The following is a 14,450-nucleotide window of genomic DNA, read 5'->3' as shown; positions in this document are numbered from 1 at the left end:
CTTCAAGATGCGGGCCATCACCGCTCCGCGCCGCAGCCCGGACTATCGAACAGCGCAGCTAACCCGCATGCGGAGGTCAGCATCTTGTCGCCGTCATGGCCGACGCCCGCGACGTCCCAGACCCTGTGATTGGGCGCGCCGTGGTCGCGCTTGGCCATCGCGTCCGCATAAGCGTGGCCGCGGGCGTAGCGGGTCGCGCCTTGCGCCTCGGCCATGCAGCTCTTGTCGAGCGCGGAATGCTTCGGGTTGGTGTCGAGCGTGCCGAGCAGATAAACCACCTCGCGCTCGACATAGCGCTGCTCGAGCGCGGCCGGCGTGGCATTCGCAAGGTAGGGCGGCCGCTCGTCCATGCCGTATTTCCAATTGTTGTAGCCCGGACAGGATCTGGCGATGGCAGGCACGGGCCGATTGGCACTGAAATAGGCGTAGGACGAAGGATTGGCGACGACATAGCGGACATCGATGTGCTGACGCGACAGCGCCATCTCGCCCTTTCCGGCAATGGCATAGCGTTGCGCCACCTGGCCGCCGCCGGAATGGCCGGCGACCACGACCTGCTTCAGGTTCGGGAAGATGCGCCGGTCGGAGAGCTTTGCCAGGATCGCATCGAGCGCCTCGAACGAAGAGACCGGATTGGGCCCAAGCGCGGCCTCGCCGCCCTCCCAACCCTCCAGCGACCAGCGCAGCATGTCGGCCGGCAGCTTATGCGCCTCGACGTCGATGTCCGCCAGGAACTGCGGCACGATCATGAGTGCGCGCTTGCCGTCGTCGCCCGCGGCCACCTGTGCGGTGTGGGCCGAGAAATAGTACTCGTCGGCATTGCGCAGCCGTCCGTGCAGCACGATGACCGCGCGCGAGATCGCCGGCAGGGGAAGCGACCAGTCGCTGGAGAGGTACAGCGGCAGAATTCCCTGGCCGCCGACCGAGAGCCGTGCGTCGGCAATCGCCCTCACCGGCTTGCCGTTGGGTGCTACTTCGTCCGCCGCGAAGGCGCGGCCGCCAATCAGCAACAGCGCAATTGCGACGAGACCGGCCAGCGCGCGCATGAAAGACCCCCTCGAATTCAAATCGATAAAAGTCTAAGCGCATAACCAGCCGCGCGGCTGTGCCTCACGCGCCACGTCAAGCAAAAAATGTCAGCAACCCAGCCATGAAATTCCCGGGTTCCATGGGTGACAAGTCGGCTATAAAGAGGCAAAAATCAGACTCGACTCAGGGCGGGTTGAGTCTTGCAAGGAATGCTCTCGTAGAATGTCGGTCGTAGTTGCATCGCGTCGTGCGGCGCCGCTCCTCGTGGCCACAGCAGGATTTTTTCTGCTGACGTTGACGCATGCCCAGGCGCAATGGTGGAAGCGCGCGCCTCTCGACTTCGAGTCCTGCGCCGACGCGGCCGAGAAATTGCCGACGAAGGCCGAGAAGACGGCGGCGCTTGCCGATTGCAACGCCAAGTTCGCCGGACGCCGCAAACCGGGCGGCGGCTATTCCTATTACGACTTCCTCCAGGATCGCAGCTTCGACATTGCCGGGCCGAATCCGACGCCGGAGGAACAGAAGAAGATCGACGAAGCCTACACGGCCTACCTCGCCAGAGAGCGCCGCAGCAACGAAGCCGCGCAAGCCACCGCGCGGCAGCAGCGCGAGCAGCAGGAACAACAGGCACGACAGCTCCTGCAGCTCCAGCAGGTTGCGCTACGGACCGACGTCGAACGCGTGCCGATCCCGGTCGAGCGGCCGAAAGTGCAGCAGACTGTCGGCCAGCGAAAGGGCGCGCCCTGCACCAAGGGCGCCTTCTCCTGCGAATGGCCGCGCCTGTCGGAAAGCCTGAACGATCTGAAGAAGCTGTTCAACCCGACGCCGAGCAAGCCGGCGAAGAAGGGCTGAGCTGCTCTGTTTTTGTCCCGCTGTCGCCACACACTCCGCAGTCGTCCCGGCGAAGGCCGGGACCCATTACCCCAGGGAGGAGTTGTGGCACGAGATGGATCATCACGGGTCTTCGCCAAATCCAATTGGGTGGTTATGGGTCCCGGCCTTCGCCGGGACGACCCCGGAGGCCGTTGCGCCGAGGTTGGCTTCAGTACGCGTGCTTTTTCTTGCTCCGCTTCGGCTTGACCACCGGCGCAGTCGCTGGCGCTGTCGCGGTGCCCAGCTGCGACCGGCTCTCCTGCAATCGCCTGTCATAGCCGGGTGAGTTCATCACCGTCGGCGGTCTGGCGTAAGCGAGAGTCGATGCGGCGCAGAGCGCAGCCAGCGCGAGCCCGGCCGTCAAACAATGCTTCATTGCGCATCTCCATCGAGTTCGAGCGCTACCCGCGAATTTGCTGCGGCGTCAGACCGGGCGGCCCGTTGCCCGCGACCTCGGCTTCCTTGATCAGCGCAACAATGCGGCGCATCAGCGGCACAGGCACGTTGTTTTGCTCGGCAAGCGCGATCACCGCACCCTGGAGATAGTCGATCTCGGTCCTGCGGCCCTGCTTCAGATCCTGCCACATCGAGGAGCGAGCCTCCGGATCGATCTTCATCGTGCGTCCAAGGATTGCGTTGAAGATCACGTCCGGCAGCCTCAGCAAGGCTGGCGTCCATCCCATGGGAATCGGCGTTGCCGAGACCGGCGCGATACCGGCGGCCTTCAGCGCGGCCAGCCCCTCCGCCATCTGGTCCGCGAACAGCCTCCGCCAGTCGCGGTTCGCCAGTTGCGCGGCGAGCGGCATGCCGGACAGCGCGCTGAGCGCATTGTTCAGATTGATGATCAGCTTGCCCCATTGCACGCCGGTGATGTCACGGCTCGCGCGGATCGTGAGACCCCGCACCGACAGCGCGAGCGCCGTGCTTGCCTCGTCCTCACCAATATGGATGTCGCCGGAGGTCGAGCGGTGGAAGCGGCCCTCGCCCATCGCGATCACGTTGAAGGGTACCATCCCCGCAAGCAGGCGCCGGCCATCGAGGCGCTCGCGCAGCACCGCGACATTGCCGATCCCATTTTGCAGGGACACGATAACGGCATCCCGCGGCGCGTGCTGCGCGATCTGGTCCGCGACATCCGCGGTGTCGGCGCTCTTCACCGTCACCAGCACGATGCCGGCGCTGTGGAAGATCGAAGGATCTTCCGACAACGCGAGCTGGCCGGCGTCGAGCTTCGTCTCGGAGCCGCCGAAATCGGTCAGCCGCAGGCCGAACCGCTCGATCTCGGTCTTCACCCGCGGCCGCACGAGCAGCGCGACGCGGCGGCCCGAGGCGGCCAGCATGCCGCCGACGAAACAGCCGATGGCGCCGGCGCCGGCCACCACGATCGGTCGATCCGCAACCACTGACATCGCTCCTTGAATGACCGGCCTTCGATAGCAGAGGCAGCGCCGCCTGCCCATCGGTTGCGATGCATTCGCCTTGTAACCGTCATGAGAGACTCATATGTTTTCGCCCCGGGGGGTTGTCAGCGGCGAAAGCTCGCCGAACGAGACGCCAAAGGAGAGCACCATGGGTCTACTCGACGTCCTCAACGGCATGCAGAACGGCCCGCGCGGCCCCAGCACGCCCAGCTCCGAGCAATCCTCCGGCGGCATGTCGCCGATGACGATGGCGATCATTGCCCTGCTTGGGTGGAAGGCATTCAAGCATTTGACGGCAGGCCAGCCCGGCGCAGCGCAGGCGCCGCAGCAGCGGTCGCCGCTGCCGCCTCCAACGCCTGTGAATACGGGGAGCAGCGCTCTTCCCGGTGGACCCGGCGGGAGCGGCGGTCTCAGCGATCTGCTCAAGGGCGGCCTCGGCGGCCTGCTTGCGGGCGGCGCGGCCGGCACCGTGCTCAGCGGCGGGCTCGGCGATCTCCTCAACCAGCTCCAGCAGGGCGGCCAGGGCGATGCCGCAAATTCCTGGGTCGGCAAGGGCGAGAACAAGCAGATTGCACCGGGCGATCTCGCCAACGCGCTCGGCGCCGACCAGATCGAGAGCCTGTCGGCCCAGAGCGGCCTGTCGCGCCAGGATCTGCTGTCCGGCCTCAGCCAGTATCTGCCGCAGGTGATCGACCACCTGACGCCGGACGGACGGCTGCCGACCGAGAACGAGCTCTCGGATCGCATCTGATCGTCGTCAAAGGGAGGGGAGCACTGTCATGAGCATGGGCGGCCTGTTGTGGATCATCGTCGTCGGCTTCATTGCCGGCCTCATCGCGCGCTGGCTCGCGCCGGGGCCCAACAATCCGAGCGGCTTCATCCTCACCACCATCCTCGGCATCGCCGGCGCGTTTCTGGCGACCTTCGTCGGCCAGGCCGTCGGCCATTACAGCCCCGACCAGGGCGCCGGCTTCATCATGGCCACCATCGGCGCGGTGGTGGTGCTGTTCATCTGGCACCGCCTGGTGGCGAGCGGCGTGATCAAGGGGTAGCTCTCAAGCGCTGCGAAGCGCCTGCCAAAAAACTCGGTGTCGTCCCGGCCTGCGCCGGGACGACACGTGAATTTGCCGCGCGATCTCACGTAATCAAATGCATGCCCGCATCCATGCGCACGACCTCACCGGTCATGTTGTTGGAGGCCGGCATCGCGAGGAAGCAGACGAGCTGGGCGATGTCTTCCGCGGATGATGCGACCTTGAGCGGCACCTTTGCCACCACGCTGTCGCGGACCTGCTTGGCGCCGGCCTCGCCGCGGCCCTTGGTGAACCAGGGCGTATCGATGTAACCGGGACACACCGTGTTGACGCGGATCAGCGGCGCGAGCGCGCGCGACAGTGACAGGGTCATGGTGTTGAGCGCGCCCTTGCTTGCGGCATAGGCGATCGACGAGCCGACGCCGCTGATGCCGGCGACCGAGGACACGTTGACCACGGCGGACGGCCGCTCCGAAGCCTTGGCGCCGGCTTCGAGCAAGCTGCGCGCCGCGCGCACCATCTGGAACGGGCCGATGGTGTTGACGCCATAGACCCGCTGGAAATCTTCCGCCGACAACCCATCGAGATCCGCGTGTGCCACATGCTTGGTGATGCCGGCATTGTTGACGAGAATATCGAGCCGGCCCCAGGGCGCCGCCGCCGCGACGATCTTGCGGCAATCGTCATCCTTCGAGACGTCGCCTTGCGCGACCAGGACTTCCGCGGCGCCGGCCTTGCGGCAGAGCTCTGCCGTCGCCTCGGCCTCCTTCTGGCTCGAGGAATAGTTGATGACGAGCCGGGCCCCGTTCCGCGCGAGAATTTCCGCGGTCGCAGCACCGAGGCCGGAAGCCGATCCCGTCACGATTGCGCACAGACTGTCGTTGGCCATGTTGTTTTCCTTCCCCTGTCTCTGATGCAAGCCTCAGCTCATTGGCCCTGTTTAGCGAGTTTGCCGCGCCCTGCAAATCGAGCAAACTCCGCTTAGCGGAATTAGCCTCGACAGGCCCTCGCGCCCATGTCCGCGCCGCAGGTTGACCTGCGATCAACGCTTGTCAGGGCCATGGCTTTTTCCGATCATCGGGCGCAAGAAGAGATCGCGCGTCCGTCCACCGAGCAGGACGCGCCAATGGCAAAACACGGGGAACGCTGTGGCGGAGAGTGACAACATCGTCGTCGAGACCGCGGAGAAAATCTTCGCCGATCTCGCCGATCCGCAGACCATCAACAACGACAGGAAAGATTCGTGGCAGGCGCCGCTGTGGCAGGCGCTGAGCGAAGCCGGCCTGCCGCTCTCCTGGGTGCCTGACGATCTCGGCGGCTCCGGCGCCAGTCTTGCCGACGGTTTTGCCCTGCTGAACGCCGCCGGCCGTTTTGCGGTCGCGGTTCCCCTGGCAGAGACTATGCTGGCGGGCTGGTTGCTGGCGCAGGCGAAGATCACATCGCCCGAAGGCGAGATGACCGTGCTGCCTGCGTCCCCGAAGGATCGCATCACGCTCGATGCCGACGGCGCGGTCTCCGGCCGCGCGCGCGGCGTGCCCTTTGCCAAGGCGGCGAAGCATTTTGCGGTGCTGGCGCACGGCAAGGATGGGGTTTCCATCGCGCTGGTCGATGCGGCCAACGCACGGATCGAGACCGGGCTCAATGTCGGCTACGACCACAGCGACACCGTCACGCTCGACAAGGTCCAGCCCGTCACGATCAAGCCGGCGAAGGGCTTTGACCAGACCAATTTGATGCTGATGGGCGGCGTCGCGCGCAGCCTTCAGATCGCGGGCGCGCTCGAATCCATGCTCGACATCTCCGTGCGCTACTCCAACGAGCGCGTCGCCTTCGAGAAGAAGATCTCGAAATTCCAGGCCGTGCAGCACAATCTCGCGCGCCTTGCCGGCGAATCCGCCGCAGCGCTTGCCGCGGCGACGTCCGCAGCCGACGCCATCGCGAATGCCAAGGCATTTGACGATGAGGTCTATCTCGAAGCCGCCTCCGCAAAGATCCGCTGCGCAGAAGCTGCTGAAAAGGGCGGCGCCATCGCGCATCAGGTTCACGGCGCGATCGGCTTCACCATGGAGCACATCCTGCACCGCTATTCGCTGCGGGCGCTGGCCTGGCGCGACGATTTCGGCTCGGAAAGCCATTGGGCGGTCGAGCTCGGCAAGCTCGTCGCAAACCGCGGTGCCGATGAATTGTGGCCGCTCGTGGCGTCGCGCTGATCCGGGAGAGAGACACAATGACCGCTGCCCTCCGTTTCGATCCGATCCGCCTGCCCGAGAAGTGCGAGCAGCTGCGCAAGGAAGTGCGCGCCTTCCTCGCCGAGGAAATCGCCGCCGGCACCTTCGATCCGCACAAGCCCAACCGCGAAGACGCCGACGCGCCGGAGTTTTCCCGCCGGGTCGGCGCCAAGGGCTGGCTGGGGATGACCTGGCCAAAGAAATATGGCGGCCAGGAGCGCTCCTTCCTCGAGCGCTACGTGGTGACCGAAGAGATGCGCGTCGCCAACGCACCGACGCGGCGCTTCTTCGTCGCCGACCGCCAGAGCGGACCGGTGCTGCTGAAATACGCGCCCGAGCATATCAAGATGGACATCCTGCCGCGCATCTGCCGCGGCGAGATCTGCTTTGCCATCGGCATGAGCGAGCCGAACTCCGGCTCCGACCTGTTCGCGGCGAAGACGCGCGCGACCAAGACAGACGGCGGCTATCTCATCAACGGCACCAAGATCTGGACCTCGTCGGCCCACATCGCCGACTACATGATCGCGATCTTCCGGACTTCGCCGCCGACCAAGGAAAACCGCCGGCACGGCCTGACCCAGTTCCTGGTCAAGATGAAGCAGCCGGGCATCAAGGTGAACCCGATCGGCCAGATCACCGGCCAGTACGAGTTCAACGAGGTCGTGTTCACCGACTTCTTCGTGCCTGACGATCACGTGCTCGGCGAGGTCGACGGCGCCTGGAAGCAGGCGACGAGCGAGCTCGCCTACGAGCGCTCGGGTCCCGAACGCTTTCTCGAAACCTATTACGTGCTGACCGAGCTGGTCCGCGCGGTCGGCCCCAATCCCGACACGCGCAGCGCCGAAGGCATAGGACGCCTCGTCGCGCAGCTCCACACCATGCGGCGCATGTCGGTCTCGGTCGCCGGCATGCTGCAGGCCGGTAAGGAACCCGTGGTCGAAGCCTCCATCGTCAAGGACATCGGCACGGTCTGGGAGCAGCAGCTGCCGCATCGCGTGCGCGATCTCGCCGCCTTCGTCGAGGAGACCGCGACCAACCGCGAGACGCTGGAGCGGCAGCTCGACTTCGCCATCAAGACCGCGCCGAAACTCACCATCCAGGGCGGCACCACCGAGGTGCTGCGCGGCATCATCGCCCGCGGTTTGGGCTTGCGCTAATCATTCGAGGATCATCATGAGCACCTATAAAGATATCGGCGTCGAGAAGGTCGGGCATGTCGGCAGCATCGAGATCCGCCGCCCGCCGCTCAACTTCTTCGACATCTCGTTGATCAACCAGATCGCGGATGCACTCGACGAGTTCGACCGCGACATCGAGATCCGCGCCTCGGTCCTGTCAGCGCAGGGCAAGGCGTTCTGCGCCGGCGCCAATTTCGGCGACCCGGCGCGGCAGGCGCAGGAGGCGCGCGAGGCCGAGAAGAAGGGCGACCCGGCCGACAATCTTGGCCCGATCAACCATCTCTATATCCAGGCCGTGCGCATCTTCCGCGCCAAGAAGCCCATCGTCGCGGCCGTGCAGGGCGCGGCCATCGGCGGCGGACTGGGCCTCGCGGTCTCGGCCGACTTCCGCGTCACCTGCCCCGAGGCGCGCTTCTCCGCCAATTTCACCAAGCTCGGCTTCCATCCCGGCTTCGGCCTGACCGTGACGCTGCCCGAGCTGATCGGCAAGAACAACGCCGAGCTAATGTTCTACACCAGCCGCCGCGTCACCGGCGAGGAAGCCGTGAAGTGGGGCCTCGCCAACGAGCTGGTGCCACAGGACCAGGTCAAGGCGGCCGCCATGAAGCTTGCCGGCGAGATCGCCGAATGCTCGCCGCTCGGCCTGCTCTCGACCCGCGCCACGATGCGCGCCGGCCTCGCCGACCGCGTCATGGCCGCGACCAATCACGAGCTTGCCGAGCAGACACGTCTGCGCGCAACGGAAGATTTCAAGGAAGGCGTCAAGGCCACGGAAGAACGGCGCGTGGCGAATTTCAGGGGACGGTGATCGCGGCAGCGTTTCGCCGCATCACTCTGACGCTTTCATGAACTCCGCTGTCGTCCCCGCGAACGCGGGGACCCATAACCACAAGGCGCGGTTATGGTGCGAGCAGGTCACTCCGAGTCTTCGCAAAACCACTTCCTGTGGTTATGGGTCCCGGATCTGCGCTTCGCTTGTCCGGGACGACAGCGGTGGTTGTGGCAACAGCTTAAGCCACAAGCCGGAACGTCACCCCGCTCAGCAAGAACTCGTTCCCCGCCACCGCAAGCCCCCTCGCCTTCGCGGCATGCAGCACACTCGCGGCATCGGTCACCCGAAACTCCAGCGCGCTCATGATCTCGCTGGCGCCCTTCACGAAACGGAAGGTCGCGTTGGGCAGCTTCAGTTCGGCATCGCCAGTCGCGGCAACGCCGATGATCTTGCCCCAGTGCTCCGCGAGCCCTTGCGGATCCGGGCTCTGCATCTCCACTGCGGTCAGCGCTTGCGTGACATCGTTCCGGATGAAGTTCTGCCAATCCGGTCCCGCCGGCGGATAGGCGCCGAGAACGTCGTCGCTACCGTCGGTGTGGTTGAACTCGATGAAGGCGGCGCGGCAGTCGCGGGGATGAAGCTGCACGCCGTGATAGGGCGCATGGTCGATGACGTTGGCGGTGCGCACGCCGAGCGCATTGGCGTTGCGGCCGCGCTCGTCAGGGTCGTTGCAGCAGAAGATCGCCATATAGCCGCCGCGGCCGCCGGTCTTGTCGATGAAGCGGCCGGCCGTGGTGCCGTCCTTGAACGGCGCGACGACCTCCAGCAGGATCGTGTCGACCGGGAGCAGCGCATTCTCCAGGCCGTATTTGGCGACATTGCCGTCGCGGTAGCAGACCGAAAGGCCCATGATCTCGGCGATGTCGGAGATGACGGGCTCGAGCTGCGGCGCGACCAGACAGATCTGCCGCAGCCGCACATAGGGCGCCATGGTCATGCGCCCTTGAAGGTCGGCTTGCGCTTTTCGACAAAGGCCTTGGCGGCCTCCTTGTGGTCCTCGGTGTCGCCGCAGCGGGTGTGATGGATCGCCTCGCCGTCGAAGCAATCCTCCAGCGCCAGATGCTCGGCATTGTTGATGTTGCGCTTGATGAAGCCGAGCGCGATCGACGGGCCCTGCGCCAGCGACATCGCGAGCTCGTGCGCGGCGGCGTCGATCTCGGCGTCGGGCACGACCCTGGTCACCATGCCGATCGCGTGCGCTTCCCTGGCCGTGAGTACCGGCGACATCAGATAGAGCTCGCGCGCCCGCGCGCTGCCGAGCAGCTGCGTGAGGAAATAGGTGCCGCCGTAATCGCCGGAAAAACCGACTTTTGCGAACGCCGTTGTGATCTTGCAGGATTCGCTGGCGATGCGCAGGTCGCAGGACAGCGCCATCGACAGGCCCGCGCCGGCCGCCGCGCCATCGAGCTGCGCCACCACGGGTTTCGGCATCTGGTGCAGGATGCGCGAGACCTCCATGCCGCGGCGCAGGTTTGCAAGCTTCTGCTCGAACGGCAACGGCGCGCGGCCCTCCGCCATCGACTTGACGTCGCCGCCGACGCAGAACGAGCCGCCGGCGCCCTTGAACAGCACCGCACGCACCTCCGGATCGTCAGCCGCGCGCCGCGCCGCCTCGACCAGCCCGCGCACCATGTCCGGGTTGAGCGCGTTCTTCCGCTCCGGGCGGTTCATCGTGATGGTGAGCAGCCCGCCTTCGAGCTTTTGCAGGACCATGTCGTTCATGGGGGCGTTCCTTCTTGTCGCTATCTTCCTCCGTCGTTCCGGGGCGATGCAACGCGTCGACCCCAGAACCTCGAGATCCTCAGGTGCGCAATTGCGCACCATAGTTCGCTTCGCGCCCCGGGATGACGTCGTGACTTGCGTCACCCCGTCACTTCTTCACCAGGGGGCAGCGCGACTGCTCCAGCGACTGGAACGCCTCGCTGCCGGGCACCGTGGCGAGCAGCTTGTAATCGTCCCAGCGGCCCTTGGACTCCGACGGCTTCTTGACCTCGAACAGGTACATGTCGTGGATCATGCGGCCATCCTCGCGGATCTTGCCGTTCTTGGCGAAGAAGTCGTTGATCGGCGTCTCCTTCATCACCTTGATGACGGCCGCCGCATCGGTCGTGCCGGCCGCCTTCACCGCCTTCAGGTAGTGCGTCACGGACGAATAGACCCCGGCCTGCGCCGAGGTCGGCACCCGCTTGGTGCGCTCCATGAAGCGCTTGGAGAAGGCGCGGGTGTCGTCATTCAGGTCCCAGTAGAACGCTTCGGCAAGCAGCAGGCCCTGCGCGGTCTCCAGCCCGATCGAGTCGATGTCCGAGACGAAGGCGAGCAGCGGCGAGACCTTCTGCCCGCCCTTGGTGATGCCGAATTCGGCCGCCTGCTTGATGGCGTTGACAGTGTCGCCGCCGGCGTTGGCCAGCCCGATCACCTTGGCCTTGGAGGCCTGGGCCTGAAGCAGGAAGGATGAGAAGTCCGAGGTGTTGAGCGGATGACGCACGCTGCCGAGCACCTTGCCGCCGGTCTTCGTGACGACGGCGCTGGTGTCTTTCTCCAGATCCTGGCCGAAGGCATAGTCGGCGGTGAGGAAGAACCAGCTATCGAGGCCCGACTTCACGGCTGCAAGGCCGGTCACGTTGGCTTGGCCGTAGGTGTCGAACACGTAGTGGATGGTGTAGGGACCGCAGGCCTCGTTCGTGAGGCGGATCGAGCCCGGACCGTTGAACATGATGATCTTGTTGCGCGCCTTGGCGATCTCGCCGGCGGCGAGTGCGGTCGCAGAGGCCGCGACGTCGTAGATCATCTCGACGCCCTGATTGTCGAGCATGTCGCGCGCGATGTTGGCGGAGAGGTCGGCCTTGTTGAGATGGTCGGCGGCCAGCACCTGGATCTTGCGGCCCAGCACCTCGCCGCCAAAATCCTCTACCGCCATCTTGGCCGCGGTCTCGCTGCCGGGGCCGGTGATGTCGGCATACAGGCTCGACATGTCGAGGATGCCACCGATCTTCAGCGGCGGCTTGTCCTGGGCCTGCACGGCGCTCGCACTGAGAGCAAGCGACGCAGCAAAAATGCCCGACAGAATATTCTTCATCAAAAAGACCTCCCTTATCGCGCCGTGCTCTGATGGCGGCTTGGTTATTGCTGTTGCCGCAATCATGCCGCATGCGCAAGAGCGCAGCAAGCGCGAGGCGCGATGCAGATCGCACGTTCGTTGCGCGATTTCCGCAAAGCGGAATGGCGAGAAGACGCAAGATGTCTCCGCATCGTCATTGCGAGGAGCTCCTGCGACCAAGCAATCCAAAGTCTCTCTCCGCGTAAATAGTCCGGATTGCTTCGCTGGGCTCGCAATGACGCAGTGTGAGGAAGCCTCTTCGCGCCCAGCCACGCATGAGTTAAGGTGAGCACGAAACACAACCTCTCCGGGTCACGTGACGCGACTTCTTCATCTCATCGTCGTATTCGTTCTGATCGCGTCGAACGCCGCGTTCGCAGCGCCATGCCAGTTCGATTCCCAGGGCGACGGCCGCGTCTCCGCCGTCGTCGATGCGCGCAGTCTGCGTCTCGATGACGGACGCGAGATCCGCCTCGCCGGCGTCGAGCCGACGGCGACGACGAAGCAAGCGCTGACCGCGCTGCTCGTCGGCCGTGAGGTCGTACTCCGCGGCACCGACGACACGCCGGACCGCTACGGTCGGCAAGGCGCAATCCTGTTCGTCGGCGAAGGCGACATTTCAGTACAGGAGACATTACTCGCCCAGGGCGACGCGCTCGTCTCCGCCGAAATCACCGACAAGGACTGCGCAGCCGCCCTGATGGCGTCGGAGGCCAAGGCGCGGCGCCAAAAAAAGGGCAGCTGGGCTGACCCGTCGGCCATAAAAAACCCGGAAAGTCCGGACGATATTTTGGCGGGGATCGGGCGCTTTGTAGTGGTCGAGGGCAAAGTCCTGTCGGTCCGGCAAGCTGGGGCAATGACCTACCTCAACTTCGGACGAAACTGGACACGCGGCTTTGCGGTGACTATTTCAAAGCGCACATTGCCGGCGTTTGAAAGCGCCGGAATACCCATCAAGTCCTTGGAAAATAAGCGTATTCGAGTCCGGGGCTGGATCGAGGGGAATACGGGGCCGCGGATCGATCTGCGCCTCGCAGGACAGGTTGAGTTGCTGGACGCAAACGAGCCGACAGGGGTAAGGCCCTAAACGGGCCAGGCACGGGTTAAGCGACGTGAATGGGGTGCTAGAACGGCACGAACGAGGTGATGGCCGCCGCCTGCGGGCTGCGCCGGCCGCGCTATGCCTTGTCCTGGGCACGGCGCTGGCCGGTTGCGGCGACATGGCCCGGTTTCAGACCGCCGCGCCCCCACCGGCCGTGGCGATGCCCAAGCCGAAGCCCGCGGTGGCGCAAACGCCCGCCACCGAGAAGGAGCATGAGCGCATCCTGGCGAGCTATGGCGGGACCTATGACGATCCCAAGCTCGAGGCGCTCGTCAGCAAGACCGTCGACCGGCTGGTTGCGGCGTCCGACCGGCCCGACCAGGGCTACAAGGTCACCATCCTCAATTCCGGCGCGGTGAACGCGTTCGCCTTGCCGAACGGCCAGCTCTATGTCACGCGCGGGCTTCTTGCGCTTGCGAGCGATACGTCGGAATTGTCCTCGGTGCTCAGCCACGAGATGGCGCATGTGCTGTCCAAGCACGCGGCGATGCGCGAGGACCAGGCCCGCCAGGCCGCGATCGTCACCCGTGTCGTCACTGACATGAGCAACGATCCCGATCTCACCGCGCTCGCGCTGGCCAAGACCAAGCTCACCATGGCGACCTTCTCGCGCAAGCAGGAGTTCGAGGCCGACGGCATCGGCGTCGGCATCGCCGCCAAGGCACATTTCGACCCTTATGGCGCGGCCCGCTTCCTCTCGGCGATGGAGCGCAATGCCGAACTCAAGGCCGGCAAGAGCTCGCTCGATCCGCGCGCGCAGGATTTTACCTCATCTCATCCGGCAACCCCGGAGCGCGTGCAGAACGCGCAGACCATCGCACGGCAATATGCGGCCCCTGAAGGCGCCGAGCGCGACCGCGAGAGCTATCTCGCCGCGATCGACAACCTCGTCTATGGCGAGGATCCCAGCGAAGGTTTCGTGCGCGGCCGCCGATTCCTGCATCCCAAGCTCGGCTTCACCTTCCAGGCGCCGGAGAATTTCACGCTCGACAACACCGCGCAGGCCGTGATCGGCGTGCGCGACGGCGGCTCGCAGGCGATGCGTTTCGACGTGGTTCGGGTGCCGGCCGAACAGTCGCTCGGCGATTACCTGAACTCGGGCTGGATGGAAGGCGTCGAGAAGGCCTCGACCGAGGATCTTTCCATCAGCGGTTTCCCGGCGGCGTCCGCCACCGCGAAGGGCGATCAGTGGCAGTTCAAGGTCTATGCACTGCGCTTCGGCAGCGACGTCTACCGCTTCATCTTTGCGGCACGGCAGAAATCGACCGAGAGCGAGCGCAACGCGCGCGAGACCGTCAACTCGTTCCGCCGCCTGACGCTCGAGGAGATCCAGGCCGCCCGCCCGCTGCGTATCAAGGTCATCACCGTGCAGCCCGGCGACACCGTGGAATCGCTCTCCCACCGCATGGCCGGCGTCGATCATCCCGCCGAGCGTTTCCGCGTGCTGAACGGCCTCGATCGCAACGCGCAGGTGAAGGTGCGCGACCGCGTGAAGATCGTGGCGGATTGATGCGCGTTATTGAGCCACAAACTCCGCTGTCGTCCCGGACAAGCGAAGCGCAGATCCGGGACCCATAACCACAGGACAGAGTTTGGCAAAGACTCGTGGTTGCCAGCTCAACCCACAACCTCTCCCTGGGGCTATGGGTCCCG

Annotated in this window: 15 protein-coding genes; 8 read left to right on the top strand and 7 right to left on the bottom strand. The window is 65.2% G+C overall.

From position 1 onward, the window contains the following. Nucleotides 1–17: 17 nt before the first annotated feature. On the bottom strand, nt 18–1,046 hold the full coding sequence (locus tag HAP40_RS03395) for an alpha/beta hydrolase (RefSeq protein ID WP_166819112.1): 1,029 nt from the start codon (nt 1,044–1,046) through the stop codon (nt 18–20). Nucleotides 1,047–1,251: 205 nt separating this feature from the next. On the opposite strand from HAP40_RS03395, the gene HAP40_RS03390 reads away from it, so the two are divergent. Beyond that, the gene (locus HAP40_RS03390; RefSeq protein WP_166819113.1) at nt 1,252–1,881 is read left to right on the top strand and encodes a hypothetical protein; all 630 of its coding nucleotides are present in this window, start codon (nt 1,252–1,254) and stop codon (nt 1,879–1,881) included. A 190-nt stretch (nt 1,882–2,071) separates the two neighbouring features. Here the strand turns inward: HAP40_RS03390 and HAP40_RS03385 are convergent, their stop codons facing one another. Together HAP40_RS03385 and HAP40_RS03380 are read right to left on the bottom strand one after the other, a co-directional pair. Then, a complete protein-coding gene (locus tag HAP40_RS03385; RefSeq protein WP_166819114.1) occupies nt 2,072–2,278 on the bottom strand; it encodes a hypothetical protein in 207 nt (68 codons plus the stop codon). A gap of 25 nt (nt 2,279–2,303) precedes the next feature. After that, nucleotides 2,304–3,305 carry a 2-dehydropantoate 2-reductase gene (locus HAP40_RS03380; protein WP_166819115.1) on the bottom strand — a complete coding sequence of 334 codons (1,002 nt, stop codon included), beginning with the start codon at nt 3,303–3,305 and terminating at the stop codon, nt 2,304–2,306. A 166-nt stretch (nt 3,306–3,471) separates the two neighbouring features. Between HAP40_RS03380 and HAP40_RS03375 the strand changes: the two genes are divergently transcribed. Together HAP40_RS03375 and HAP40_RS03370 are read left to right on the top strand one after the other, a co-directional pair. Continuing rightward, nucleotides 3,472–4,074 (top strand): YidB family protein, encoded by a 603-nt coding sequence (locus tag HAP40_RS03375; RefSeq protein WP_166819116.1) that lies wholly within the window; start codon nt 3,472–3,474, stop codon nt 4,072–4,074. A gap of 28 nt (nt 4,075–4,102) precedes the next feature. Next, on the top strand, nt 4,103–4,375 hold the full coding sequence (locus HAP40_RS03370) for a GlsB/YeaQ/YmgE family stress response membrane protein (protein ID WP_208024825.1): 273 nt from the start codon (nt 4,103–4,105) through the stop codon (nt 4,373–4,375). An 85-nt stretch (nt 4,376–4,460) separates the two neighbouring features. Here HAP40_RS03370 and HAP40_RS03365 read toward each other — a convergent pair whose 3' ends face one another. Continuing rightward, nucleotides 4,461–5,246: an SDR family NAD(P)-dependent oxidoreductase gene (locus HAP40_RS03365; RefSeq protein WP_166819117.1), complete on the bottom strand. Its 786-nt coding sequence runs from the start codon at nt 5,244–5,246 to the stop codon at nt 4,461–4,463. 259 nt (nt 5,247–5,505) lie between these two features. On the opposite strand from HAP40_RS03365, the gene HAP40_RS03360 reads away from it, so the two are divergent. From HAP40_RS03360 to HAP40_RS03350, 3 genes are read left to right on the top strand one after another with little or no spacing between them, the layout of a single operon-like run. Next, nucleotides 5,506–6,567, top strand: a complete 1,062-nt coding sequence (locus tag HAP40_RS03360) for an acyl-CoA dehydrogenase family protein (protein ID WP_166819118.1) — start codon at nt 5,506–5,508, stop codon at nt 6,565–6,567. Between the two features lie 17 nt (nt 6,568–6,584). Continuing rightward, on the top strand, nt 6,585–7,745 hold the full coding sequence (locus HAP40_RS03355) for an acyl-CoA dehydrogenase family protein (RefSeq protein WP_166819119.1): 1,161 nt from the start codon (nt 6,585–6,587) through the stop codon (nt 7,743–7,745). Nucleotides 7,746–7,761: 16 nt separating this feature from the next. Further along, complete coding sequence (locus tag HAP40_RS03350) at nt 7,762–8,574, top strand: enoyl-CoA hydratase/isomerase family protein (protein WP_166819120.1); 813 nt, start codon at nt 7,762–7,764, stop codon at nt 8,572–8,574. Between the two features lie 202 nt (nt 8,575–8,776). Here HAP40_RS03350 and HAP40_RS03345 read toward each other — a convergent pair whose 3' ends face one another. The 3 genes from HAP40_RS03345 to HAP40_RS03335 all read right to left on the bottom strand — a co-directional run bounded on the left by HAP40_RS03345 (nt 8,777) and on the right by HAP40_RS03335 (nt 11,674). Next, nucleotides 8,777–9,529, bottom strand: coding sequence for a hypothetical protein (locus HAP40_RS03345; RefSeq protein WP_166819640.1), 753 nt, complete (start codon nt 9,527–9,529; stop codon nt 8,777–8,779). A 2-nt stretch (nt 9,530–9,531) separates the two neighbouring features. Continuing rightward, the gene (locus HAP40_RS03340; protein WP_166819121.1) at nt 9,532–10,320 is read right to left on the bottom strand and encodes an enoyl-CoA hydratase; all 789 of its coding nucleotides are present in this window, start codon (nt 10,318–10,320) and stop codon (nt 9,532–9,534) included. A 148-nt stretch (nt 10,321–10,468) separates the two neighbouring features. Beyond that, on the bottom strand, nt 10,469–11,674 hold the full coding sequence (locus HAP40_RS03335) for an ABC transporter substrate-binding protein (RefSeq protein WP_166819122.1): 1,206 nt from the start codon (nt 11,672–11,674) through the stop codon (nt 10,469–10,471). Nucleotides 11,675–12,011: 337 nt separating this feature from the next. On the opposite strand from HAP40_RS03335, the gene HAP40_RS03330 reads away from it, so the two are divergent. After that, nucleotides 12,012–12,782, top strand: a complete 771-nt coding sequence (locus HAP40_RS03330) for a thermonuclease family protein (protein ID WP_414645369.1) — start codon at nt 12,012–12,014, stop codon at nt 12,780–12,782. A 133-nt stretch (nt 12,783–12,915) separates the two neighbouring features. After that, entirely contained in the window at nt 12,916–14,307 is a 1,392-nt protein-coding gene (locus tag HAP40_RS03325) for a M48 family metalloprotease (RefSeq protein WP_246557407.1), read from the top strand. The last annotated feature ends 143 nt before the right edge of the window (nt 14,308–14,450 follow it).

Origin of the sequence: Bradyrhizobium sp. 1(2017) (assembly GCF_011602485.2) — a bacterium.
Taxonomy (GTDB): Bacteria; Pseudomonadota; Alphaproteobacteria; order Rhizobiales; family Xanthobacteraceae; genus Bradyrhizobium.
Note: the sequence above shows the minus strand (reverse complement) of the source record. Positions and strands in the feature narration are given on the sequence as shown.